Raw genomic sequence first — 24,608 nt, forward strand, 5'->3', positions numbered from 1 at the left:
TCGTCGACAACCAGGCGCAAAGCGTCCTGAACTCGGTGGGCGGGCCGAACAGCACGGCCGGCAAACCGGCCCAGACCCCCCGGGCGCCGGCCGCGTGACAGACGTCAGGCGGAGGGGCCGGTCAGGTGAGCCCGCCGCCCATGCGGTATCCACAGGGCGGGCCGACCATCCGACCCACCTGAGCGGCCATGCGACGTGACGAGTTCAGCCTCAGCAGCGGGGAGCGGAAGCGGTCCGGCAGGGCATCACCGCATGGATGAGGGCGGTCGGCCACCGCGTGGTCCTGATCCGAAACGGACAGGAAATGTCACAGGGGTCCGCTCACAGCCGGAGGTGTAGCCCATGAGGGGGAATCGCATCGCCGGCAGAGCCAGCCGGACGCGAAGGAAACATTCCGCACGGTAACCAGGGACTCGTGACGTCTCGGTCGAGGGCCGGAGCCGAAACTCTGGCGTCGCGCCGGGAATTCCTGTCCGGACACCGGAGGGACCCGGTCGTTCGGGCCGGATTCCCGAAGCCCGGCCCGTATCCGGACGTCTTCGGACGCAGCACCGGCGGAAGGAAAAGGCATGGCGGTTTGCATTCATCACATCACGCTGCGCCCCGAAGCGGACGAGGACGCGTTCAACCGCTTCGTCGCCGAAGAACTCGTCCCTGCCGCGCGGACGTTCACGGACCGTAGGGCGGGGTTGCATGACGACCGGCATGTGTTCCTCAAGGACCACAGCGAAGAGCGAACCTACTTGTGGATCATCGAGTGAACCCTTCAAGGAGGCGAGAGCCCTGATGCCTTCGTCGTGGCCGTCGGGCCACGACTGAAATCGAAGCTCGACGCCTTCGCCGTGCACTCCTTCCGGCTCTACGCTGTCGTGGCGCGGTCCAGCCGTGAATCCATCGTGACGCCGACCCTCGACGTCCCCGGTGAACTCACCGACTCCGAAGGCCGGCTCGGCGAGGACAACTGGAACGTCGTGTGAGCATTCCGCCGGACAGGTGCCCTTGAGATCGCACGCGTGCGTTCCGGATGTTCCCCTCGGCCGACGCGTTCCGTCGGCCGAGGTCCCGTGGGCCGGGTTTCCCGTGGGCCGGGTTTCCCGTGGGCCGGGTTTCCCGTGGAGAGCTACGAGCCTGACGACGGCCTGTACCTCTTCGGCTTGAGCCGTGGGGCGTTCGGCGTCCGCGGTCCGGCGGGGCTGTCAGGTGACAGCGGGATCCTGCGCAGGGACCACGTCGACCGGACGCGCGAGGCCGGGCGCTGTATCGCGGCCGGATCGAACGGCCCACCGGCGCCGGGCGTTCCACGACACCGAGCTGAGCGGCCGGGTGGTCGCCGCCTTCCGTGCGCGGGCCGTCGACGAGGAGCGCTCGGCGTTCCGCCCGGCCCTGTGGCATCAGCTGACGACGTGGGCTTTCAGTCGGCACCGGACCAGCACGGGAGCCGGCACCGCACCGTCGGATCCCCCTGAACCACGCGTCCCGGACGGCACTCTTTTCGACCACCATCGATCACCTGAGACGCCTTTCCCTAAGCCGGCATGGTGGCCGCGCGCATAGCCGGCCCTCGAACTATGTTGCCCCACCACATGTGGGCCTGACCTGCGGATTCCTACGGTGTGGCGACACGCAAACGTCCCCGTCACAGCCCAGGAAGTGGTGCCGATGTCGTCGCCCGCAACCGCTCCACCTGCCCCGGACAACCTCAAGCGCATCGTCGCCGCGTCCCTCATCGGCACCACCATCGAGTGGTACGACAACTCATTCGATCGAGACTAGGACCTGCGGGTTCGGCTGATCTCGGGCGTTCGAGCCAGCACCGAACCAGCACCGGGATCACCCCGTGCTGGTACAGACCCACCAGACGATCCAGGACGCACCTGCGACGCGCTCCAGCCAACCTCACCAGCGGTCACAGACCGTATTCATGAAGCGGCGGTCGCCGATGCAGTCCGTCTCCCCTTGGACGTGTCCTACGCACTGCCGTTCCACCTTTCCGGCTTGCGTCCGTTCCCGGCGTCCCGGGCTCCGATCCAGACCGTCTGGCCCGCCTGGACGAGTCGGCGCGCGCTCTCGTGGCCGAGGCCCCTGGTGCCGCCGGTGATCAATGTGGTGGTCACGTCGTGTCTCTCCTGTGCGCGTCGTCGGAGCGGGTGCTCCCGGAAAGCGGTCACCGGGAGCACCCGACGGATTGGTTCGCGGCGGTGCGCTCCGTCGACGCCGGCGTCGGCGTCGGCGTCGGCGTCGGCGTCGGCGTCGGCGGGCGTCCTGCTCTAGTGGGCGGGACGGAACGGGCGCAGCAGGCGGATGCCGTCCTCGATGGATCCGTCGATCAGTTCGAGCATCTGCGGGACGAGTTCCCGCATCCGGGGCGCGGCGAGGTGTGCGTCGAGGTGGGCGCGTGTCTCCCAGCGTTCGTAGATGACGAATTCGCCGGGTCGGCCCTCGACCTCGTGGGACTCGTAGTCGATGTTGCCGGGGTCGTTGCGCGAGGGGGTGACGGCGGCGGTGATGAACGCCTTGAGGTCGGCTTCCCTGCCCGCCTTCGCCTTCGCGTCCCAGACGACGGTCACGTAGCCGGTGGGTGTTGCGGTCATGGTGATTCCTTTTCTGTTCCGTGCTGACGGGCTGTGTGTCGGTACCGGGCCGGTGTCAGCTCTTGATGAAGTCGAGGAGGTCGGCGTTGACGGTGCCGGCGTTGACGGTGCACATGCCGTGCGACAGTCCCGGGTAGACCTTCAGGCGCGCGTTCTTGACCAACGTGACCGCCATCTCGGCGGAGTCGGCGATCGGGACGATCTGGTCGTCGTCGCCGTGCATGATGAGCGTGGGCACGTCGATCACCCGGAGGTCGTCGGTGAAGTCGGTCTCCGAGAACGCCTTGATCCCCTCGTAGTGCGCCTGCGCGCCACCGGCCATCCCCTGGCGCCACCAGTTCCAGACGACACCCTGGGACACGTCCGCGCCCGGGCGGTTGAACCCGTAGAACGGCCCGGAGGCGAGGTCGAGGTAGAACTGGGAGCGGTTGGTGGCCACGGCCTCGCGGAAGCCGTCGAAGACCTCGACCGGCAGCCCTCCCGGGTTCGCTTCGGTCTGGACCATGAGCGGCGGGACCGCTCCGATGAGGACGGCCTTGGCGACCCGCCCGGCACCGTGCCTGGCGACGTACCGGGCGACCTCTCCACCACCGGTGGAGTGGCCGACGTGGACGACGTCGCGCAGGCCGAGGTGCGCCACCACGGCGGCGGCGTCCGCCGCGTAGTGGTCCATGTCGTGCCCGTGGCCGACCTGGGCGGAGCGCCCGTGCCCGCGGCGGTCGTGGGCGATGACGCGGTAGCCGTGCTGGACGAGGAACAGCAGCTGGGCGTCCCAGTCGTCCGAGCTCAGCGGCCAGCCGTGGTGGAACATGACCGGCCGGCCCGAGCCCCAGTCCTTGTAGAAGATTTCGGTTCCGTCGCCGGCGGTGACGAACGGCATGGTCCGCTCCTCGTGGTCTCGCCCGGGTACCGGGCGGTGTCGATGTCTCCACGAGAATGGCCCGGCCACCGTAGCGACAGCCTCCGTCAGCTGACTGACATCCGGCCGACCGCTCGCTTACGTCAGTACCGGGGCAGTGCTGGGACCCGACCGGTAGCTCTCACAGCCGGGTGGCCGAAGGCTCGGGAGGCAGCGCCTCCAGTGCGTCGCGGAGCTCGGCCCGCGACGTGATCCCCAGCTTCGGGAACACATGGTAGAGATGCGACGACACGGTCCGCGGCGAAAGGAACAGACGCGACGCGATCTGCGGGTTCGACAGCCCCGTCGCCGCGAGCCTGGCGACCTCCAGCTCCTGCGGGGTGAGGGCCTCACCGGCCTTGCCCCGGCCGGTCCGCGTCATGCCGGTGGCGCGGAGCTCCGCCGCGGCCCGGGCCTCCCACGAACGGGCCCCGAGTTCCTCGAAGCGGTCGCGGGCGGCGGCCAGCTGCGCCCGGGCGTCACGGTTGAGTCCTTGCCGGCGAAGCGCTTCGCCGTACGCCAGACGAGCATGGCCGACCTCGAAGGGCCACTGCTCGACGCCCGGCAGTGCGAGTGCCTCCTCGAAGCACCGGACCATGTCGTCGGCAGCCGATGTCATCGCCGTGACCGTGGCCGAGCTCAGCGCGAGCCGCGACGAGAGGTGGCCGACACCGGCGTCGCGCAGCGCGTCCGCGTGCCGTCGCGCCTCCGCGTGCCGCCCGGTGCGCACGGCGGCCTCGACGAGGTCCGGCGCGGACCACACGGCCTCGGGGCTGAAGGGCGGCAGCACACCGGGGGCGCAGATCGCCGTGGCGTGCCGGAACGCCGTCTCGAAGTCGGCGGCACCGAGGGCAGCCCGGGCCGCCGCCTGGTGGGCGCAGTTCTCCAGCCGCCGCAGTCCCCTGGGCCCCGACCACCCCCAGACGGCCTCGCAGTGGCGGCGGCACGCGTCGAGGTCGCCGCGCTGGGCCGCGGCCATCGCAGCGACGTAGTGCCCCACCTGGGCGAACAGGTGGTACCCGGTCTCCTCGGACAGTGCGATGAGCTCGTCCGCCGCGCCGGCCGACGCCTGCCACCGGCCGGCGTACAAGTCGTCCAGGGCGACGAACATCAGGGCCGGCATGCTCGACCCCACCGCGCCGCCGTCGCGTATGACCCGGGACACGGTCTCGCGACAGCCCGGAAGCCGGTCGAGGTACGAGGCGGTCAGGGCGGTGCGGATGACCACGTCGGCGTCACTCTGGTCCCTCAGCCTCGCGATCTCCTCGTCCAGGCGGCGCAGCATGCCGTCGGTGACGGAGCCGAGGTCGTGGTGGACCCGCGCCAGCGACGCCGCGGCGGCGGGCGCCGCCTCGGGGAACCGGGCGAGCACGTCGACCAGAGGCTGCCAGTGCTCGGGCCGGCCCGAGTACTGGCTGGCGAGGGTGAGGGTGAACAGCGCGGTCTCCAGCTCCTCATGCGGCGGTTCGGGCGACATCGGCGCCTGCTCGACCGCCTCCATCAGCAGCGCGTGGGCGGTGTCGGCGTCGCCTTCCGTGACGAGCACCAGGAAGCCGGCCGTCGCGGCCGCCGAGAGCGACCGGGCCGCCGGATCGCCCTCGACCTCACGCATGATCTCGTGGCTGACCTCCAGATGGCCTGCGACCCAGGCGGCGGCATAGGCGGCCTGCGACAGGCGGCGCCTGCGGTCCGCGCGGTCGGGGCTCAGCTCGGCCGCGCGCCGCAGCCTCGCGATCGCGCCGTCGGCGTCACCGCGCCGCAGGCTGCTCCGGGCCGCCGACTCCACGACGGCGGCGACCGCCTCGTCGGGCGCCGTCGTGGCTCTCGCGAGGTGATCACCGCGCCGCTCGGGCTGGTCGGCCAGCGCGTCGGCCAGTCGGCGATGGGCGCCGCGCCGCTGCTCGCCGGTGGAACCGTCGACCACCGCGGACCTGACCAGCGGATGCCTGAAGCGCACCGTGCGGCCGTTCTCCGCGACCATGACCAGATGGTCACGCTCCGCGGGAGCGAGTTCCTCGAGGCTGCCCGGCCCGCCGGCCGCCTCAAGGACGCCGATGTCGCCGGAGCCCTCGAGAGCCGCGAGCAGCAGTACCTCACGCGTTCCCCGCGGCAGTCGTCCGACGCGGGCGCCGTACAGAGCGCGCACGTCCCGCCCCGGGCCGTGCGCCCACCCCGGCCCTTGGCCGTGTCGGCCGCCGGACATCCCGGCGGACCCGGCGAACTCGAGCAGCGCCAGGGGATTTCCCTGCGCCTCGTGCGCCACGGTCGAAAGAACCCGGCGGGGAAGGTGGGCGAAGCGTCGGGACAGCAGCCGCAGGGCATCTGCGTCACCCAGCGGCGCGACCTCGAGCTCCGACAGACCGGTGGACCGGAAGGATTCGCCGGACTCCGCCCGCTGCGCTCCGAGCAGCCCGATGCGGCGACCGCCCAGTCTTCTGGCGACGAAACCCACCGCGGCCCGGCTCGCCTGGTCGACGGCATGAAGGTCATCGACCACGAGGAGCAACGGCCGCTCCTTCGCGGCCTCGTCGAACAAGGACAGTGCCGCGTTCAGGACGGCGATCCGGCTCGGCGCGGGACCGGCGCCGAGACCGAGGGCGACCTCGAGGGCCTCCCGCGTGGAACGCGGCAGACGACCGAGCTCGTCCGGCAGCGAGCCGACGAGCTGATGGAGTCCCGCGAAGCTGATGTCCGTCTCGTACTCGTCGCCGCTCCCGCGGACGACCCGCACTCCCTTCGCCACCGCCAGCTCGGCGGTCGCGTCCAGGAGTGCCGTCTTCCCCACGCCCGGATCACCGGTGAGCAGCAGGACAGCTCCGTCCTTCCCGGCCATGTCCAGGAACGCCGCAAGCTCGGCGAGCTCGCCCTCCCGGCCGACCAGCCCGGTCGGGCCGACGCCCATGCCTGTCCTTGTCTTCGCCCACATCCGCCGTGTCCCTCGGTATGCCCCGCGAAGCAGTCGAACCACCAGCCACGCACCTGACCAGGAAGTATTGCACCCACCGGCAAACGGAGCCTGAAGCCATCTGCTTCGCCGACACCCGCAGCTCCCGAACAAAGATCATGCAGAACACCCGTCGGGCGCTGCAGCCCCACCGCAACGACAGCACCAAGGGCAGTCAGCCTTCCCGGGGAGCCCTTCGAGTCGGCTGATGACGGTGAGGTGGGTGGCGTCGACGTTGGCGGCCTGAGCGGCGTTGAGGACCTTGGTGGTCTCGGCTCCGTCGATGAGTGCGCGCCCCACTCGGCGGTGCCCACAGCGCGTACGGTCGCGTGGGTCACCGCGTCCGCGCCCGCCGTGAGGACGTTGTCCCGGGCCGGCGGGTTCGCGGTGCCGAGCGGGTGCGTCCCCGTCGTCGGCGTGGACAACGTGTCGCCGTCGTCGGCGTGAACAACGTGTCGCCGTCGTCGAGCAGGTGCACCGGGCGCACCGCACGGCACGGGTGCCGTCGTACGCCGTGCCGGCCGGGTTTCCGCGGCGGCGAGGGTTCCCTCACAGAACTGCCGCGACGCCTTCCTCGCCCCTCCCGCGCTCCGGGCTCGCCCCGAGCGCCGTCAGCGTCATCCCGGCTGCCACCGCCAGCGCCGCCACCAGCCCCGCCGCGAGCACCGCCCAACGCTCCAGGAACGTACAGACGACCACCAGCAGTGCCGTGGCCGGCAGCACCGACTGCTGGGCGATCCCCACCTTGTAGAAGCGCGAGTGCAGTGCCCACACCGTGAGCAGGAACAGCGCCGTCGGCAGCGTCACCGCCGCCGACGCGGACAGCGCCGAAAGGTGCGCCCTGCCCACCGCCTGCTCCACCGCCACCTCCAGGCCGGCCCCGATCGCGGCACCCGGGACGAAGATCAGGTAATGGCCGTAGCCCCAGAGGAAGGAGTGCCGGTTGGACCGGAGGTGCCCGTGGACGGGGACCGCGAAGTACACCCACCAGGCAGCGAAGATGATCAGCAGTCCGCCGGCGGCGATGGGCAGCAACTCACCCAGGGCCTCGTGCTCGTCGATCCCCGACTTCACGGCGACGGTGGCCGCCGCGATGGTCTCGCCGAGCACGATGAGCGTGAGCAGCCCGTACCGTTCGGCGATGTGGTGGGGGTGCCACGGCGTGGGGTGGGCCCGCTCCGCATACAGCGGTACGGCCATCTCCAGCAGCGCCATCGCCAGGAAGACCCACGGACGGCCGGCCTCCGGCAGGACCAGTAGCCCCAGCCAGCCGATCTGGCACAGCCCGACGGCGTACCGCAGCGCCATCGTCCGCTCGGGGCCCTGGCTCGACCGCGCCACGCGCAGCCACTGCGCCGTCATGGCGAGCCGCATGATCACATAGCCCAGGACGACGACCGGGTACGCGTGTTCCTCGAACGCCTGGGAGACGCCTGCCGTCAGGACGAGCACGCCGGCCATCTGGATCAGCGTGACGATCCGGTACAGCACGTCGTCGTTGTCGTAAGCCGAGGCGAACCACGTGAAGTTCATCCACGCCCACCAGATGGCGAAGAAGATCATCAAGTAGTTGAGGATCCCCTCGCCCGTGTGTCCCTCGACCATGGCGTGCACCAACTGGGCGCCTGCCTGGGCTATGGCCACGATGAAGCACAGGTCGAAGAAGAGCTCCAGTGGGGAGACGCCGCGGTGGCTCTCGTCGCGGCCTCGCGCCGTGAGCCTGCGCAGTGGCCTGTGGTGTGCGGGCGCCGCGGAGCACACCGGCGGCGGAGCCGGGCTGCTTGTCATCTGGTGAGCCACGCTCCGAAGTACCGCTGCAGTCGGGGATTGATCTGCCAGACCATCGCTGCTGCCGCCGCCGGGACGAGTACAGCGAGTCGCACCGGCAGGTACAGATCCTCCAGAAGAGGATTCGTGGCCAGGCCCAGCAGGACGATGGTGGGGTAGATAGCGCACACGGTGAGGAGCCACAGCTTCCAACGCCGGACGGCGGCCGGAACGGTGGGGCCGGGCCGGGGTTCGGCGTGCGCGGACGCGTTCCGGCTCTGCTCCCGGAGCGTGGACCGGATGTCTGTCACTGCCGGTGGGCTCGGCAGTCCAGGATCGTCGGCACCGTAGGCATGGGAAACAATTCCCTCGTTCATGGACCACTCCCCATCGAAATGCTGCGTATCGTTTTGATTCCATCGGTTCCTGCGCGACCGAGGCGATGCCGGCGCTGCGTGAGGGGCTGCCCGCGCGAACAGCGGCAGCAGTTGCCGGGTGAGCAGCACAGGGCTCAGACGGTTCGCCGCCGGCCGCTGCTGGTATCCGTCTGCTGACATGCTTCGGATGGTGCCGTTCCAGGTGAAGCCCACACCCGGGTTGTCGACCGGCACGTCGAGGCGATCGTGCCGTGCCGCCACTTCGGCCGCGGGTCGCTGGGGCTCGGCCGGAGCGGACAGGTCGGCGGCGTATTGCTCGGCCCCGAAACGCTGCGCGATCGGCATGGGTTGCTGCGGGTCACGACCGTGCGGAAGCAACTGGTGCACGGCTTCCGCAAGCTCCTCAGCCGGAGCGAGACCAAGACCGTTCGTCGCTCCGGTGATCAGAATCGACGCCTGGTGCAACCTTCCCGCGCAGGGGACGGCCCGGTGCCCAGGTGGGCGCCGGGCCAGGTCCTGATCTGCTCAGTGAGCAAACTGGGTGTGGTCCTGTTCCACGTACACCTTGAGTGCCTGGAACTCCTCGATCGCTCGCGGGCCGCACAGGTAGCCGTAACCGCTGCCCTTGACGCCGCCCTCTTCGAAGTCCTCGCTGATGGCTCCCCAGGTGTTGATCCATACCGTGCCGGTGCGGATGCGCCGGGCGATCCGGCGGGCCTTCATCGAGTCCGAGCTGAACACCGAGGCGGCCAGACCGTAGATGGTGGCGTTCGCCTTGGTCACGGCGTCGTCCTCGTCGTCGAAGATCTCGAACGTCTGGACCGGGCCGAAGACTTCTTCCTGCACGATCCGGACGTCGGTTCGGTCCACCTCGATCAGGCTCGGCCGGTAGAACGCGCCGGCGGCCAGGGGGCCGTCGGTGACCACGCCGCCGCGCAGCAGTACCGTGCCGTACGAAGTGGCTTCCTCGACGATCGCGTCCACCCGCTGGGCGGACGCCCGATCGATCACCGGGCCGAGCTGGGCCTTCTCGTCGTCGCCCGAGCCGAGCCGCACCTGTGCGAGCGCGCTGGTCAGCCGAGTGCGTACCTGGTCGGCGATGTCCCGGTGAACCAGTACGCGGGAGCCGGTGCAGCAGAACTGCCCGTTCATCAGCACCAGCGACTGCACCACGGTCGGGATCACCATGTCCAGATCGGCGTCGGAAAAGATCACCATCGGCGCCTTGCCGCCCAGTTCCAGACCGAGCCGCTTGAGCGTGGTGGAGGCCGCGGCCGCGATGCTGCGCCCGACCGGCGTGCTGCCGGTGTAGTTGATCACGTCGACCTTGTCCGAGGAGACCAGGAACGGGGCGCCGGTGTTGCCGGACTCGGTGAACACGCTGACCACGCCCGCCGGGATCTCCGGGACCGAGGCCAGGACCTGCGCGAAAAGCTCATTGGTCAGCGCGGTCTGAGCCGGAAGCTTGACCACGACGGTGCAGCCGGCGGCCAGAGCCGGGCCCAGCGCCCGCACGGTCAGCATGACGGGGGAGTTCCAGGGCGAGATGATCCCGGCGACACCGAGCGGCTCGGGCACCGAATGGGTGTACTGGCCGGGTGCCGTCTCGGCGGCGCGTCCGGCGGTCTGGGTACGTGCAGAGGCCGCCGCGTACCGCAGCCAGCCGACCGCACCGCTGACCTCCCACGTGGTCTCCCCCAGAAGCTTGCCGTTCTCCCGGGACAACATGGCCGCGACCTCGGGCACCCGCGCCTCGAGGGCGTCGGCCAGTCGGCTGAGCGCGGTCGCCCGGAGCGAGGGAGTGCGCGCCCATTCGGTGGTCTCGAACGCGGCGGCGGCGGCGTCCACGGCGGCCGAGGCCTCTGCCTCGCCACCGTCGTAGAACGAGCCGACGACGGTGCCGTCAGCGGGGTTGATCGATTCGAGGACCGAGCCGGAGCCGGTCCACTGTCCGTTGATCCAGTGCTGCGCGATGGTGCTCATGGTCCGCTCCTCGTGGTCTCGCCCGGGTACCGGGCGGATTCGATGTCTCCACGAGAATGGCTCGGCCACCGTGCCGACAGCCTCCGTCAGCTGACTGACATCCGGCCGACAGCTCGCTTACGTCAGTACCGGGGCAGTGCTGAGACCCGACCGGTGGCTCTCGGTGGACGTCAAGTCCGCTTCTGGTAGCGGCCTCGTCCGGGTTGAGTGAGGAAGCCTTGGCGGGTGAGGCGTCCGAGGCGGCTGCGGGTGATGTTGTCCCGGAGGCCACGACGGGACTGGACGCCAACAAGAAGGTGTCGGGTCGCGAGCGGGTACTTCCTCGGGGCAGGCATCAACAGGGCCCCTCTCTGTGAGTCCCATCTGACCTACTGTCACCGCTTCCCGCATCTCGGGGGAACCTCACACCGGTAGGGATCATGGTGAGGTCGGTGACCTACAGCCGGTTCGGTCTGTCGGCGGTGAAGTCGCGTCTGACCAGGTCGGGGGCGAGGTCGGCGTCCCGGTCGCGGCGGGTGAAGCCCTTACCCGTCCGGCGGGGGCTGATCCCGGCGAGGCCGGCTTCGCGCATGAGACGTTCGACTCGTTTGCGGCCGACGCGGACGCCTTCCCTTTTCAGGACGGCATGCACGCGGGGTGAGCCGTAGATTCCGCCGGAGTCGGTGTGGATCTGCCGGATCTGCCCGGTCGGCTCGGTGTCCCGGCGGCGCCGTTCGCACGGCTCCTTCCTCGCCTGGCGCCAGCGGTAGTAGGTGGAGGAAGGGATGTGCAGTTCCCGGAGAGTGGGCTCGACCTCCAGGTGAGGGTGCTCGTCGAAGAGCGCCGTCACCCGGGCCGGGTCGGGTCGAGCTGTGCCGCGAAAAAAGCCGAGGCCGTCCGCAGGATCTCGTTCGACCGCTTGAGCTGGGTGTTCTCCTTGCGCAGCGCGGCCAGCTCGGCGCGTTCGTCGCTGGTGAGCAGATCGTCGCGTTCGCCGGCATCGGCCTCGGCCTGGCGGATCCAGCCGCGCAGAGCCTCGTGATGGACACCGATCTCCTCGGCCATGCGGCGGATCACGGACTTCGGCTCCGCGGCGCGGTACATCCGCACCGCACGCTCACCGCTGCACGCACCGCCGACAACGCCGTGACCTCGCTCGTCCGCGCCGCCCTCGCCGAGCGCGGACCGCTGCCGGACACTCGCCTCGTCGACTCCGGTTGCACCGGCGCCAATCTAACAGTGACTACCGAACAAGCGCACGGAGTCGAGCTGTCCGGGCCCACCCGCCAGGACTTCAGCTCGCAGGCGAAGACCGGGAAGAGCTTCGCCCACCGGCCATGGACCCATGGCGTCACCAGCACCCTCGAACGGCTCGACCAACTGCCCGATCCAGTCCGACCAATAGCTTTCCCGTCCCTGCGCGCAGCAGCGTCTCCAGAGCAGTGGAACCCGGCGCCCACCCGACACACCAGTCGGGCTACCGGCCTGCCGCCGGCGGCTACGGAACGCGGAACGGCCTGCCGACTCCGTCGGCACCCTACGCCAACCACCACCCAATTTGACCAAAATTGATCACATCTATCGAAGAATTGACCTCACAAAAGCGCACTCATATACTATTACACAGACGACTTAACATCGACTTACATCAAGAGTGTTTTCATTCATATCTAAATATAGTCGACACCACGGAGACGTCCATGAAGTCCAGCTTTCCAAGCTTGCGACGATCAGTAATTTGCGCACGCCGCACAAACGAAATTCGCGCCACCATGGAGAATTCATGCGCAACGAGAAAATTGAAAGCAAAACTTCGGCGACGTGGTGGTCACAGCGGGCATCAGGATTCCGCCCACAATCAGCACGGTGCCCTTACGGGACCGCTTACACCACCGGAGCCCGAGGCGGTCGACGGCACGGTCGGCGACCGGCTTCGACGCCTCGAACAGCGGGACGAGCCGGCGCAGGGTGAGATTGCTGCGCCAGTACGTGGCGACCAGCAGGACCCAACCCTCCAGCGGCAGGCTCCAGGACCGGTCGGCCCTTGCTCACCGGGTCCGCGCCCTCCCGCCACAGCTCTGCGATCAGCTTGCCGACCCGATACGGGCTCAGTCCGGTGAACGATGCCGCCCAGAACGACTCCGACCCCGTAATCACATCAGCCACGTCAAGATCATCTAACCTGTGACCGGCAGATACGGACAAGCCACAGGGGGAGGCCGCGCAATTCCAATGCTCAGGTCGACAGCCGGACCCACCTCTGCATCACCACATCCCGGTGGGGCAAGGGCAAGGGGGCCATGTGTCCTGCAGCCAGGCCCCACCACTGGCAACCGAGCTTCAGGCGGCGGGCGAACCGGCTTGCCTCGCCAGTAGGTTGCCAACGACTCGCTGGAGCGACAGTACCGACGTTTCGTGAATTCTTCGTCTGAAGTGCGCCAGCTGAAGGGACGCCAGACACGGCAGTTCCTTCCAGTCAGGCAATTCTCGCATCCGGGAAATCCCAAACGTGGCGTCGTCCAGCCCTTCCAAAGCAAAGCTACGGAGATAACTGTGTCATGCGCCACCCGGATCGCACTTCACCATCACACCCGCTCATCAAAATGGAATCTCATAGACTGCTTTACGCAACACCGAAAACTCGGAATGATCAATCACTGACAAAACAAGACGGGGGAAGCGCATTGCATGATTCACACATGAGGACCATCGTCTCTGCCCACAGCAGATCAGTCGATCTTCCGAATAAGACGCCTGGAGTCAGAACACCTGAAACCAAGGTCTCCGGAACCATCTCGGTCCCGATCGCGGCTCTACTGCCTGGTGATTCCCCAAGAACGCATGGTTTGGATCAGGAACACGCGACCCAGTTGGCCGAACACGAAGGCCCACTTCCGCCCATTCTTGTCAACCGGCGTGACCTTCGTGTGATCGACGGTATGCACCGTCTTCTGGCAGCGTACATCAAGGGTCAGGAGACCGTTGACGTCGAGTTCTTCGACGGGTCTCCGGAGGACGCGTTCCTACGGGCTGTCGAAGCAAACGTGAAGCACGGTCTGCCACTGTCACTCGCCGACCGACGCGCCGCCGCCGCCAGGATCATCGACTCACATCCGCAGATGTCCGATCGGGCCATCGCCCGTGCTTCGGGCCTCGGCTCCAAGGCGGTGGCCGCCATCCGTCGCCGTTCAACCGACGCCATCGCGCAGTTGAACACCCGCGTGGGCCGGGACGGACGCGTGCGCCCGCTGAACGGTGCCGAGGGCAGACGGAAAGCCGCCGAGGTGATCGCCCAGAATCCTGGGGCGTCGTTGCGGGAGATTGCCCGGCTGGCCGGAATTTCGCCTGCCACCGCGAGTGACGTCCGCAGGCGCCTCAAATCCGGCGAGCCCCCCGCTCCGACCCGTACGGAAGCCGGCACGGCCTCTCAGGACCCGGTCCACGTGTCGTCCGCGCAGGCTGCCGCTCCTGCCGACAAGCCTGTTCTCCCTTCACCCCGGAAGGTACCGACGCAGGGGCACCGTGCTGTGCCGGCCACAAACACCCCGGGCCCTCTTCTCGACAAGCTGGCACGCGACCCGTCCCTTCGCCTCAAGGAGGACGGCCGCCAACTTTTACGGCTGCTCCAGCAGAACGCGGTGACGCAGTGGCCCAGCCTGACCGCAGCCGTGCCGTCCCACTGCGGCGAGCTGATAGGCAGCTTGGCCCGCCAATTCGCAGCTAATTGGCTGGAGTTGGCACAGCAGTTGGAGGAACGGGAACAATCAGGTCCCTCGAAAGCCTGCAACTGATGGCCCAGGCTGTTTCCGGCCTCCGGCCACCACCCTGAGTCCAGGGCCTTGCACGCACTATCCGTCACATCGCAGGCGGCGCCGTCCACCGATGCGGCCATCTCACACGCACCATCCCATCACCGTTCGGATTCCGATCCGTCGGTCCCTCGGGCTAGATTCCGCAGACCGTGTCGGTCGGGAGATGTAGTACCGCCGGACGGCTCCGACCGCCCATCGACAGCCGGCAGGTGAGAGCGGCGTGTACAACTGGCGGTGCCGCGGTTGTACACGCCGCTGGACTCCACTGATCTGGTGATTGATCGCTTACCTGTCTGCCGGGCATCCTGCTTCGCCGTGGACGGCAATCACCCCTTCCTCCGACTGCGGAAATGGACCGATTCCCTACCCAGCTCTGCAACACGCCCCACACCGAGGAGCCTTACCGATGGCCGTGCGAGACGTATCGCATGTCGAGCTGTACACGAGAGACAAAATCGCCACCGTTGACTTCTTCGTCTCCACCATGGGTTTCACGCGGGTCGCGGACTCCGTTGCCGTGGACCGGAGTTCCGTGCTGTTGCGGCAGGGCGACGCCCAACTTGTCGTCACATCGGGCTGGGGCACCGGTGAGTGGCTTTCCAAGTACGGGGACGGCGTCGCCGACATCGCTGTGACGTGCGACGATGTCGCAGAGACGGCCCGCGCGGCGCTGGCCGCAGGTGCCCGGGTCATGCGCTCGCCGCACGGGGCCCCGGTCGTCTCGAGATGGGGCGCCGTCTCCCACACCCTCCTCCCGGCCTCCTTGACGGACTCCATCACTCCGCCCGTGGGACACAAGTGGAGAGTCTTTCCAGGAGCACCGGAAGAGCCCACGGGGCACCTCCGACGCTACGACCACATCGCCATTCGCCTGGAGGAGAACCTCCTCAACGACTACGCGGCCTTCTGCACCGAGGTGTTCGGCCTGTCTCTCGTTCCGGGCAGGCGCCCACCAGTCGGCGGCCAGGCTGTCGCCCCTCTCGTCGCCCACAGCGCCTCCAAGCGTGTTGCCTTCGTCCTCACCTCGGCGGACACGTACGACGGCGCGGAAGCACTCACCGCGCGGCTGGAGAACCCTGAAGGCGCCGTGGGCACTCATCGGCTGGCCTTCCTCGCCGACGGCGTCCGGTTCGGAACACGCGAACACCGTCACCCGGGCATGCCTCAACTCCGTCTGCACACGGTTGAGCACGGGGGTCGGCAAGGAATGGGAACCGCTCTTTCCGGGTTCGCCGCCGGGACGGGCGGCTCGGTCGGCTGACCAGGTCCAGCGTCATCCGCGGCGGAAGAGGCGTTCGGGCGGTGCACCAAGGATGGTCCAGAATATGGCCATGATGACAATGCGAACGGCGAGAGGCCTCCGCCGATGACTGACGACCCAGACACGGGCCTGCGCGCCGTCATCGTCGACGACCAAGCACTGGTGCGCACCGGGTTCCGCATGATCCTGATGTCGGATGGCATCGAGGTGGTGGGTGAGGCGACCACGGGCGGCGAGGCCGTCGCGGTGGTGCGCCGCACCCGACCCGACGTGGTGCTGATGGACATCCGGATGCCGGAGATGGACGGTATCGAGGCGACCCGGCGGATCCTCGCCAACGACTCCCTGCGGACACGCATCATCATGCTCACCACGTACGACGTGAACGAGTACGTCTACGAGGCCTTGTCGGCCGGCGCCGCCGGGTTCCTCCTGAAAGACGTCTCCCCTGACCAGCTGGTGGCTGCGGTGCGGCTCGTACGAGCCAACGACGCCCTGTTGGCGCCCAAGATCACCCGCCGTCTGATCGAGCGCTTCTCTCCGCGCGCGGAGACAAAGCCCAGGGTGCACCGGGATCTGTCCCGACTGACCACACGTGAGCTGGACGTGCTGCGCCTGCTGGCCACCGGCCTGAGCAACGCCGAGTTGGCGGAACGGCTGAGCCTCAGTACCTCCACGGTGAAGACGCATGTGGCGCGGATCCTGTCCAAGCTCGGGCTCCGCGACCGGGTACAGGCCGTCGTGCTCGCCTACGAGACCGGGCTGATCTCTCCAGGCGAGTAGCCCATGAGGGATCAGCCCGGGCAGGCGGTGCGCCGGGATCGTCCGGCCGGGTCGTCCGATTCAGACGCTGCCGAGCACGAGGACCGCGTTCTGGCCTCCGAAGCCGAACGAGTTGCTCACAGCAACGGACACCGGGGTGTGCCGGGGTCCGCCGTGCACGATGTCGATGTCGGGCAGATCCGGGTCGGCGGTCTCGAAGTTGGCGGTGGGCGGTATGAGCCCCTGCTCGATGGACAGCGCGGTGAACGCGGCCTCGACCGCCCCCGCCGCGCCGAGCATGTGCCCGGTGACGCCCTTGGTGGAGGTGACGGCGACCTCTGTGCCGAATATCCCCTCGATGAGCCGTGCCTCGACGGCGTCCCCTTGTGGGGTGCTGGTCGCGTGGGCGTTGACGAAGGTCACCTCCGAGGCGCCCACCCCTGCGTCCGCCAGAGCCTGCCGCAGGGCCAGCCGGGCGCCGTGCCCCTCGGGGTCGGGAGCGGTGAGGTGATGGGCGTCTGATGAGGCGCCGTATCCAAGCAGCCGCGCGTATCCGCGCCGGCCTCGGGCCTGGGCGTCCTCCGCCCGTTCCAGGACGAGCACGGCCGCTCCCTCGCCCAGGACGAAGCCGTCGCGGCCCGCGTCGAACGGCCGGGACGCCCGGGCCGGGTCCTCGGAGCGTCGGGAGAGCGCCTTGAGGCGGTTGAAACCGGTGGAGACCAAGGGGGTCACGGCGGCCTCGGTGCCGCCGGCGAGGACCACGTCGCAGCGACCCGCGCGCAGCAGGTCCAGGGCCGTGCCCAGGGCGGTCGTGCCGGAAGCGCACGCCGTGGACACGGTCAGGGACGGGCCGTGCAGGCCCATGTCGCAGGCAACGGTGCCGGCCGCGATGTTGTCCAGGGCCTTCGGGACTGTCAGTGCGTCGACCGCGTGCGGTCCCAGGTCCGCCAGCCGCAGCCACTGCTCCTGCCAGGCCCGCTGTCCGCCGATCCCGGTGCCGAGGACGACGCCGACCCGAGAGGGGTCCCAGGAGTCGTCGGTCATGGACGCGTCGGCGACGGCGGCGCGTGCCGCCGTGACGGCGAACCTGGTGAAGAGATCCATCGGGTGGGCCTCGCCACCGTGCTCCTGCTGTGCGTCGAAGCCGGTCGCGGCGTAGCTGAACGGCACGCCGAGGCCGGCCAACCGGGGATCCTCCATGGCACCGGACAGACCGGCGCACGTCGCCGTCCAGGCCGATCCGCTGGTGAGTCCGGCCGGTGTGACCATGCCGATGCCGGTGATGACGATGTCGGATCGGCTCTGCGCGGGGGCGGTCATGCCGTCGGGTCGAGGACGGGGACCTGGTGGGTCCGGTCGAGAAGATCGAGGAACGGGGGCGTGTGGAAGGAGCTCATCTGCGGGTTTCCTTCTGTCATATTTCGGAACGTACGGGGGTCAGGTCCGGCCAGGTCAGTGAGGCCGATCCCCAGGTCAGTCCACCGCCGAAGGCAGTGAGCACGGTGCGGAGGCCGGGCTTGAGACGCCCGCCGTCGACGGCATCGGCCAGTGCCAGCGGGATGGACGCGGCCGCGGTGTTGCCGACCCGGGCGATCTCGCACACCACGGCCTTTGACGGCACCCCGAGCCGGTCCGCGACCGCGTCGATGATGCGCGCGTTGGCCTGGTGGGCCACGAAGGCCCCGATGGCGTCCGGGGCCCAGGCGCAGCCCTTCACCACACTCAGAGCGGAGGCCGTCATCTGTTCGACGGCCCGTAGGTACACTTTGCGGCCCAGCATCGTGAACCAGCGTTCGCCCTCCGGCTGTTCACGCTCGCCGGGCACGTGAATCGCGTCCCTGGCGGCGCCGTCGCTGCCCAGATCGAACGCGAGCAGGGCCCCTGCCTCCCGCGCGGTGCCGCGGCGCAGCACCACCGCACCCGCACCGTCGCCGAAGAGCACCGCGGTCGACCGGTCGGCGGGGTCGACGATGCGCGAGTACGTCTCGGCGGCGGTCACCAGAACGCTGTCCGCCAGGCCGGCACTGAGCAGCCCGGTGGCGGTCGCCAACGCGTAGACGAAGCCGCTGCACACCGCCGACACGTCGAAGGCCGGTATCCCGCCCTGGCCGATACGGTCGGCGACCTCGGGGGCAGCGGCCGGGCACGGCCGGTCCGGGGTCGTGGTGGCGAGCACCAGTGCGTCCACCGTCGTACGGCCTGCCGAGCGCAGGGCGGCGTCGGCCGCCGCGCAGGCGAGATCCGTCATGGAGACATCCGGTGTCACGCGCCGTCGGGCGGCGATTCCGGTGCGCGCACGGATCCAGTCGTCGCTGGTGTCCAGGCGCTCAGCGAACCAGGCATTGTGGATTTCTGTACGGGGAAGGCACGTTCCCAGCCCGGTGACAACTGCGGCGAAGCGGTCGTCCGGTGCTTCCCTGGTCGGCGTCGTGAACTCCGTCGCGTGCATTGTTCTCATGCCCCTTCAGTTCCTTTTTCTGACGACACAAGACAGGGTGTTCCGGGGAGTTCGACGAAGATCAACCGTACACAGGCCCGAATAGCGGGTACAACAGCGGCCGGGCGGCTCATTCGATTCGGCTGGTTTCATATCGCAACGGCATTCGGACCGGCCGTTCAACCGTACCCTCGGTGTCGGCCGAACAGAGCGGTGTACCAGCTTCCGCCTGCCGTCACAATGTCCGGGTGGGACAGGGAACGAACGACGTGAAGACCGGATGGGCTCAGTCCGTGCGTGAGGTGCTGCGCCCCGAGGCGCGTCCCAGGGCACGGGCACTGCTGGTGGACACCCTGCTCGCGGTCACGCTGGCCGTCGTCGGGGTCATCGCCAGCTGGAAGTTCCAGCCCGTCGACTACATGTCCGGCGTGAACCCGCAGGACGCGCCGACCTACATACCGAGGGGCGGGCGTCCGAACTACTGGCTCATCGCCGCCAATCCACTGCCTCTGGCCCTTCGACGCCGGTATCCGCTGCCCGCGTTCTGGGCCGCGGTGGGCCTGGGTCTGCTGCTGGGCAGCCAGGCCACCTGGATCACACTCACGGTCTGCGCCTTGGCCGCCTACAGCGCGATCGGCCACAGCCGTCGACGTGTGCTCGCGTCGACGAGCCTGGTGATCGCCGCGGTGCTGAGCAGCCTCGCCTTCAACGGTGCCGCGCCGGAGCTGCCGGGCTGGTCCGCCGCCTTCGTGATCATGCTGCTCGCCGCAGTCGTCGCCGCCACCGTGCGGCACTGGCAGGACCAGTTCAGGGCCAGCCAGCGGCATGTGGTCGCCCTCCAGACGGAGAAGCAGGAGGCTGCCCGCAAGGCCGTGGAGGAGGAGCGCGCCCGCATCACCGCCGAACTCCACGACGTCGTGTCGCACAACGTGAGTGTAATGGTGATCCAGGCGGGCGCGGCGCACCGGGTCCTCGACGCGGCCCCGGAGGAGGCCCGGAAGGCGCTGCACGCGGTGGAGGCCAGCGGGCGGGCCGCGATGGCCGAACTCCGCGCTGTCATGAGCCTTTTCGCCGCCCCCCTCGGCTCCGTCGAAGGGCTGCAACCACAACCGGGCCTCGATCAGCTCGAGACCCTGGTCGACGGGGTACGGGCGACCGGAATGCCGGTGGACCTCAAGATGTCGTTGCCGCCCGAACCGTTGCCGCCCGGCATCGAGCTCGCTGCGTACCGGGTGGTTCAGGAGGCCCTGACCAACTCGCTCAAGCACGCGGCCGGAGCAAGCGCCTCGGTCGTACTGCGCCATGACGAGGAATGGCTGGAAATCGAGGTCACCGATACCGGTGGCACCCGCACGGAACAGGCGAGCTCCGGCAACGGCAGGGGCCTGATAGGACTGCGGGAAAGGCTGGCCGCGTACGGGGGTTCCCTCGAGGCACGCCACCGGTTCGGAGGCGGCTTCGTGAACCAGGCCCGGCTCCCGTGGCGGTCGACGTGACCGGCGTGAGCCGGCGCTACTCCCGCAGGAACCGGGTCGGCTCCGCGCGGAAGAGGTAGGTGCAGCAGTCTTCCGTGACCGCGACGGTGTGCCGCCAGTCCCCCGCGCTCCAGCGGTACATGCGGTAGCCCAGGGTGTTGGTCAGTCCGTGCACGAGGGAACCGCGGTCGAGACCTGGCCAGCCGCCGATCCGCACCAGCAGGACGGGGCGGTCGCGCAACAGCAGTTTGAAGGCTCCGGCGAGCACCCGGCTCCCGGCCTTCCCGGTGTTCCCGGCATCGAGCTTGACCATGAGGAAGTCGACCCGTTCCAGACCCAGCCACCGGGTCATGCCGTCCAGCGTCTGCATCGGTGCGGAGGCGGAATGCGGCTCCGTACCGGCCGAGGGCGGTGGTCTGTCCGGTACGACGGACAGCCGACAGGCGGCCTGCGCAGACGTCCGGCAGCTGGAGTCCGCGGCGCACCGGTGAGGGATCTCACCCACGGCCATGTGGTGCACCGATATGTTCCTGTACCTCAGCAGGGCGGCCACCACGGTCGGCCACCGAGGCGGGCGTGCCAGTGGCTCGACGTGATGCACCCACCCCGTCGGCCCCGCGAGGATGGACATGACCACGCTGTACATGGCACCGGCAGCGGCGAAGTTCACACACACCGCGCCGGGAGCCACCGCCGAGCGCAGCACGGGCAGTCGGGCCTGTGCCCCCGGCAGCCATCGAGCCGCCCAGAGCAGCAGCCGGGTCACGGAGGTTGCGTGGACACCCGAGCGGCGGGGGCCTTCCCTCGTGAACCAGGCGCGCCCGCTGGACGGAGAGTCGGAGTTCATCCGCGACCTTTCTGGCGAGGCGTTGAACCAGGTGGGAGGGGGAAAACGGCAACGGTGGCCGAGAGGGTCGCGCGCTGTTCCGCCGTACCCCGTCCGGGTACGAAGGTTGCTGCGTACCGAGAGCGGGCGAGGCCGTCGGCCGGGCTCGCAGGATCTGCTGCAGCGCCACGCCCTGTCGGCAGGCCTCCCCCTGGAAATGTTCGATGCACCATTATTCCAGCATCCACGGCTCTGCGTGGGAGTTCGCACCGGAATGGTGGAATTGCCGCCCTCCCCCTGCCCGTCCTCAGCCCGAGGGCCTCCGCGCGCCGGGCGCGGTTCGTTCAAGTGCGCGGAGTCATCAGTTGAACGTCGGGGGATCGACCAGACGATCGACCGGATGGTACTGATCACGTTGTAATTCCACGTTCCGCGCGTACCGCGTCGAACCGCCCGGGGCGTAGCAGCGGGCCGCACACCCCGTCACGGACAGGTCCACCTCTGCCCGTCGGTCTGCGCTCCGCGCACTTCCGTCAACGGCAGTGAAACGAGTCGGGGAAGCCATGCCTTTTGTGAACACCAATGGGATCCGCCTGGCCTACGAGCGCCAGGGTCAGGGGGAACCCGTCCTCCTCATCATGGGCTCGGGAGCCGCGGGCCGCGTCTGGACCATGCACCAGACACCGGCGTTGAACGCGGCCGGCTACGAGACGATCACGTTCGACAACCGGGGGATCGGGGGATCCGACGCCCCACCCGGCATGTACACGCTCGACGAGCTAGTCGCCGACACGGTCGGCCTGATGGAGGCCCTGAGCCTCGGCCCGTGCCACGTGGTCGGCACCTCGATGGGGGCGATGATCGCGCAGGAACTGGCGCTCAGCCACGGCGAACTGGTGCGATCCGCGGTCCTGATGTCCACCAGGGCGAGGGCGGACGCGCTGCGCCGCGCGCAGTCCGCGGCTGATCGCGCGCTGCGTGAGAGCGGCCTGACACTGCCCCCGTCGTACACGGCGCTCCGGACGGTCCTGGAGATGATGTCGCCGACGACCCTCAACGACGAGGCCGCCGTCACCACCTGGCTGGAGATCTTCGAGCTGTCCGGGGACAACGGACGGGCCTCCGGCCAGGACTCGGTCTCCGAGTCGCTCGGCGACCGCCGGCAGGCCCTGCGCGGAGTCACGGTGCCGTGCCGTGTCATCTCCTTCTCCGACGACCTCATCTGCCCGCCGCACCTGGCCGGCGAGGTGGCCGACGCGATCCCCGGCTGCGATCTGGTGGACATCCCGGGGTGCGGGCACCTCGGCTACCTCGAGCGTCCGGAGGCGGTCAACGCGGCCATCGTCGAATTCCTCGGCAAGTACTGATCCGTCGACAAGTACCGACCCGTCGAGCGACGTCACCGTCGAACGACGGGACACGACAGTGAGGCAGGTTTCCGTGACCAAGGTCAGACCGGCGGGTCTGCGGTTCGACGACGACTCGATCACGCGGCAGAGGGTCCGGGCCGGCACCGTCCGGCGGATCCTCCCGTACGCCAAACGCTACCGCGGGGCGCTGGTCCTGCTCCTCCTGACGACGGTCGCCACCGCCGTCATCGCTGCCGCCGGCCCGCTGATCCTCAAGATGGTCATCGATGACGGCATCGTGCCCCGCCGGCTCGGAGTCGTGGTCGGGCTGTGCCTGACCATCGCGGGGCTGACCTTGGTGGACGCCGTGGCCCTGTACGTGCAGACCTGGTGTTCGGGCCGGATCGGTGAGGGGCTCGTCTACGACCTGCGGACCAAGGTGTTCGCACACGTGCAGCAGCAGTCGCTGGCGTTCTTCACACGGGCGCAGACCGGCGCACTGGTCAGCCGCCTCAACGCCGACGTCATCGGGGCACGGCAGGCGGTGACGACGCTCCTGACCAACGCGGTCACGACCGTCCTGACACTGGTCCTCGTCCTCGGCGCGATGTTCTACCTGTCGTGGCAGATCACGGTTGCCGCGCTGGTGATGATTCCGCTGTTCCTGCTGCCGGCGCGGATGATCGCCGGCAGGCTGCAGCGGCTCACCCGGGAGACGATGCAACTCGACGCCGAGATGAGCTCGATGATGAGCGAGCGCTTCAACGTCTCCGGTGCCATGCTCGCCAAGCTCTACGGCCGCGTGGACGACGAGAACAGCCTGTTCGCGGCACGCGCGGGCCGGGTGCGCGACGTCGCCGTCGGCGGTGTGGTGTACGGCCGGCTGCTCTTCATCATCGTCACGGTCCTCACTTCGCTCACCACGGCCCTGGTGTACGGACTGGGCGGCGCCCTCACCATCGACGGAGTCCTGCCGATCGGCACGCTCGTCGCCATGGTGACCCTGCTGATCCGGCTCTACGGACCGGTCAACCAGCTGTCCAGCCTGCAAGTCACCGCGATGAACGCCCTGGTCAGCTTCGACCGGGTGTTCGAGATTCTGGATCTCGAACCGTCGGTGTCGCAACGCCCCGACGCCCGCACGCTGGCCGTGTCGGGCCCCGGCCACAAGGCGCCGGACATCGTGTTCGACCGGGTCACCTTCCGGTACCCCACTGCCGAGGAGGTCTCGCTCGCCTCCCTGGAGTCGGTGGGCACGCGCGTGCCGGAACGCGGCGGCGAGGAGCCGGCATTGCACGAGCTGACGTTCCGTGCGCCCGCGGGCCGGATGACCGCGCTCGTCGGGCCGTCCGGCGCCGGCAAGACCACACTCATCAACCTCGTGCCGCGCCTTTACGACCCGACCTCGGGCACCATCCGGATCGGCGGGCACGACATCGGCGAGCTGACCCTGCAGTCGCTGCGCGACACGGTCGGTGTGGTGCCCCAGGACGCCCATCTCTTCCACGACACGCTGCGGGCCAATCTGACCTACGCGCGGCCCGACGCCAACGAGCAGGAACTGATCGACGCCTGCGTGGCCGCGCGTGTCTGGGACACCGTCAGCAGCTTGCCCAACGGCCTCGACACAGTGGTCGGTGACCGCGGCCACCGCCTCTCCGGCGGCGAGAAGCAGCGGATATCCCTGGCCCGGCTGCTGCTGAAGGCCCCGCCCGTGGTGGTCCTCGACGAGGCGACCGCCCACCTCGACTCGGAGTCCGAGGCGGCGATCCAGCGCGCTCTGCAGACCGCCCTGGCCGGCCGGACATCGCTGGTGATCGCGCACCGGCTGTCCACCATCCGCGAAGCGGACCAGATCATCGTCCTCGAGTCCGGACGGATACGGGAGAGCGGCACCCACGAGGAGCTGCTCGCCGCCGAGGGGCTCTACGCCGACCTGTACCGCACCCAGTTCGCACAGCAGGCCCCGGACGACGCCGACGTCCCCGCCGAGATGCGCTGAGCTCCGGCCACCGTCGCCGAACGGCCCTGCCCGAGGGACAGACCCCGGGCGGGGCCGTTCGTGTCTGCCGGACGTACATCGCAAGGATGACGGCTGGGCCGAATTACCTCCCGGGACCGACGTCCGCCCGCCGGCGCACCGCCTA

21 protein-coding genes and 2 pseudogenes are annotated in these 24,608 nt (G+C 69.0%); 10 read left to right on the forward strand and 13 right to left on the reverse strand.

Going from position 1 to position 24,608, the window contains the following annotated elements:
• The first annotated feature begins 569 nt into the window (after window positions 1–569).
• The 3 genes from IH50_RS0134790 to IH50_RS43375 all read left to right on the forward strand — a co-directional run bounded on the left by IH50_RS0134790 (window position 570) and on the right by IH50_RS43375 (window position 1,466).
• The gene (locus IH50_RS0134790) at window positions 570–761 is read left to right on the forward strand and encodes a hypothetical protein (RefSeq protein WP_030871791.1); all 192 of its coding nucleotides are present in this window, start codon (window positions 570–572) and stop codon (window positions 759–761) included.
• A gap of 36 nt (window positions 762–797) precedes the next feature.
• Entirely contained in the window at window positions 798–977 is a 180-nt protein-coding gene (locus IH50_RS0134795; protein WP_030871794.1) for a hypothetical protein, read from the forward strand.
• Window positions 978–1,112: 135 nt separating this feature from the next.
• Entirely contained in the window at window positions 1,113–1,466 is a 354-nt protein-coding gene (locus IH50_RS43375; RefSeq protein ID WP_324617163.1) for a phospholipase effector Tle1 domain-containing protein, read from the forward strand.
• Window positions 1,467–1,994: 528 nt separating this feature from the next.
• On the opposite strand, the pseudogene IH50_RS41360 reads toward IH50_RS43375, so the two are convergent.
• The 10 genes and pseudogenes from IH50_RS41360 to IH50_RS42955 form a co-directional block, all read right to left on the reverse strand.
• Window positions 1,995–2,114 (reverse strand): annotated as a pseudogene (locus tag IH50_RS41360) (short-chain dehydrogenase); the annotation flags it as partial.
• A 153-nt stretch (window positions 2,115–2,267) separates the two neighbouring features.
• Window positions 2,268–2,591: a putative quinol monooxygenase gene (locus IH50_RS0134805; RefSeq protein ID WP_030871797.1), complete on the reverse strand. Its 324-nt coding sequence runs from the start codon at window positions 2,589–2,591 to the stop codon at window positions 2,268–2,270.
• A gap of 55 nt (window positions 2,592–2,646) precedes the next feature.
• A complete protein-coding gene (locus IH50_RS0134810; RefSeq protein WP_030871800.1) occupies window positions 2,647–3,471 on the reverse strand; it encodes an alpha/beta fold hydrolase in 825 nt (274 codons plus the stop codon).
• A 160-nt stretch (window positions 3,472–3,631) separates the two neighbouring features.
• The gene (locus IH50_RS0134815; RefSeq protein ID WP_234328310.1) at window positions 3,632–6,391 is read right to left on the reverse strand and encodes an ATP-binding protein; all 2,760 of its coding nucleotides are present in this window, start codon (window positions 6,389–6,391) and stop codon (window positions 3,632–3,634) included.
• Window positions 6,392–6,982: 591 nt separating this feature from the next.
• Window positions 6,983–8,221 (reverse strand): low temperature requirement protein A, encoded by a 1,239-nt coding sequence (locus IH50_RS0134825; protein WP_030871810.1) that lies wholly within the window; start codon window positions 8,219–8,221, stop codon window positions 6,983–6,985.
• A complete protein-coding gene (locus IH50_RS40440) occupies window positions 8,218–9,042 on the reverse strand; it encodes an SDR family NAD(P)-dependent oxidoreductase (RefSeq protein ID WP_078914202.1) in 825 nt (274 codons plus the stop codon). Before IH50_RS40440 ends, IH50_RS0134825 begins: the two co-directional genes overlap by 4 nt.
• A 60-nt stretch (window positions 9,043–9,102) precedes the next feature.
• Entirely contained in the window at window positions 9,103–10,560 is a 1,458-nt protein-coding gene (locus IH50_RS0134835) for an aldehyde dehydrogenase family protein (RefSeq protein ID WP_030871815.1), read from the reverse strand.
• A gap of 436 nt (window positions 10,561–10,996) precedes the next feature.
• Window positions 10,997–11,389 carry an IS3 family transposase gene (locus IH50_RS0134840; protein WP_030871816.1) on the reverse strand — a complete coding sequence of 131 codons (393 nt, stop codon included), beginning with the start codon at window positions 11,387–11,389 and terminating at the stop codon, window positions 10,997–10,999.
• Window positions 11,386–11,643, reverse strand: a complete 258-nt coding sequence (locus tag IH50_RS0134845) for a transposase (protein ID WP_030871818.1) — start codon at window positions 11,641–11,643, stop codon at window positions 11,386–11,388. Before IH50_RS0134845 ends, IH50_RS0134840 begins: the two co-directional genes overlap by 4 nt.
• A gap of 708 nt (window positions 11,644–12,351) precedes the next feature.
• Window positions 12,352–12,705 (reverse strand): annotated as a pseudogene (locus IH50_RS42955) (IS5/IS1182 family transposase); the annotation flags it as partial.
• A 533-nt stretch (window positions 12,706–13,238) separates the two neighbouring features.
• Between IH50_RS42955 and IH50_RS0134850 the strand changes: the two are divergent.
• From IH50_RS0134850 to IH50_RS0134860, 3 genes are all read left to right on the forward strand, one after another.
• The gene (locus tag IH50_RS0134850; protein ID WP_107062221.1) at window positions 13,239–14,330 is read left to right on the forward strand and encodes a ParB and winged helix-turn-helix domain-containing protein; all 1,092 of its coding nucleotides are present in this window, start codon (window positions 13,239–13,241) and stop codon (window positions 14,328–14,330) included.
• A gap of 427 nt (window positions 14,331–14,757) precedes the next feature.
• The gene (locus IH50_RS38970) at window positions 14,758–15,612 is read left to right on the forward strand and encodes a VOC family protein (RefSeq protein ID WP_051767569.1); all 855 of its coding nucleotides are present in this window, start codon (window positions 14,758–14,760) and stop codon (window positions 15,610–15,612) included.
• Between the two features lie 105 nt (window positions 15,613–15,717).
• Window positions 15,718–16,395, forward strand: a complete 678-nt coding sequence (locus IH50_RS0134860) for a response regulator (RefSeq protein WP_030871822.1) — start codon at window positions 15,718–15,720, stop codon at window positions 16,393–16,395.
• 60 nt (window positions 16,396–16,455) lie between these two features.
• Here IH50_RS0134860 and IH50_RS0134865 read toward each other — a convergent pair whose 3' ends face one another.
• Window positions 16,456–17,694 (reverse strand): beta-ketoacyl-[acyl-carrier-protein] synthase family protein, encoded by a 1,239-nt coding sequence (locus IH50_RS0134865; RefSeq protein WP_030871823.1) that lies wholly within the window; start codon window positions 17,692–17,694, stop codon window positions 16,456–16,458.
• Window positions 17,695–17,788: 94 nt separating this feature from the next.
• Window positions 17,789–18,832: a beta-ketoacyl-ACP synthase 3 gene (locus tag IH50_RS0134875; protein WP_324617164.1), complete on the reverse strand. Its 1,044-nt coding sequence runs from the start codon at window positions 18,830–18,832 to the stop codon at window positions 17,789–17,791.
• A 227-nt stretch (window positions 18,833–19,059) separates the two neighbouring features.
• Between IH50_RS0134875 and IH50_RS0134880 the strand changes: the two genes are divergently transcribed.
• On the forward strand, window positions 19,060–20,307 hold the full coding sequence (locus IH50_RS0134880) for a sensor histidine kinase (protein ID WP_051767571.1): 1,248 nt from the start codon (window positions 19,060–19,062) through the stop codon (window positions 20,305–20,307).
• 16 nt (window positions 20,308–20,323) lie between these two features.
• Here the strand turns inward: IH50_RS0134880 and IH50_RS0134885 are convergent, their stop codons facing one another.
• Window positions 20,324–20,638, reverse strand: coding sequence for a hypothetical protein (locus IH50_RS0134885; protein WP_158801389.1), 315 nt, complete (start codon window positions 20,636–20,638; stop codon window positions 20,324–20,326).
• On the opposite strand from IH50_RS0134885, the gene IH50_RS41845 reads away from it, so the two are divergent.
• The 3 genes from IH50_RS41845 (at window position 20,637) to IH50_RS0134895 (ending at window position 24,463) form a co-directional block, all read left to right on the forward strand.
• Entirely contained in the window at window positions 20,637–20,777 is a 141-nt protein-coding gene (locus tag IH50_RS41845; protein WP_158801391.1) for a hypothetical protein, read from the forward strand. The two genes, IH50_RS0134885 and IH50_RS41845, sit on opposite strands and share 2 nt — an antisense overlap.
• Window positions 20,778–21,675: 898 nt before the next feature.
• The gene (locus tag IH50_RS0134890; protein ID WP_030871832.1) at window positions 21,676–22,479 is read left to right on the forward strand and encodes an alpha/beta fold hydrolase; all 804 of its coding nucleotides are present in this window, start codon (window positions 21,676–21,678) and stop codon (window positions 22,477–22,479) included.
• Between the two features lie 73 nt (window positions 22,480–22,552).
• Entirely contained in the window at window positions 22,553–24,463 is a 1,911-nt protein-coding gene (locus IH50_RS0134895; protein WP_234328311.1) for an ABC transporter ATP-binding protein, read from the forward strand.
• Window positions 24,464–24,608 lie beyond the last annotated feature (145 nt).

The organism is Streptomyces sp. NRRL S-37, assembly GCF_000721605.1.
Taxonomy (GTDB): domain Bacteria; phylum Actinomycetota; class Actinomycetes; order Streptomycetales; family Streptomycetaceae; genus Streptomyces.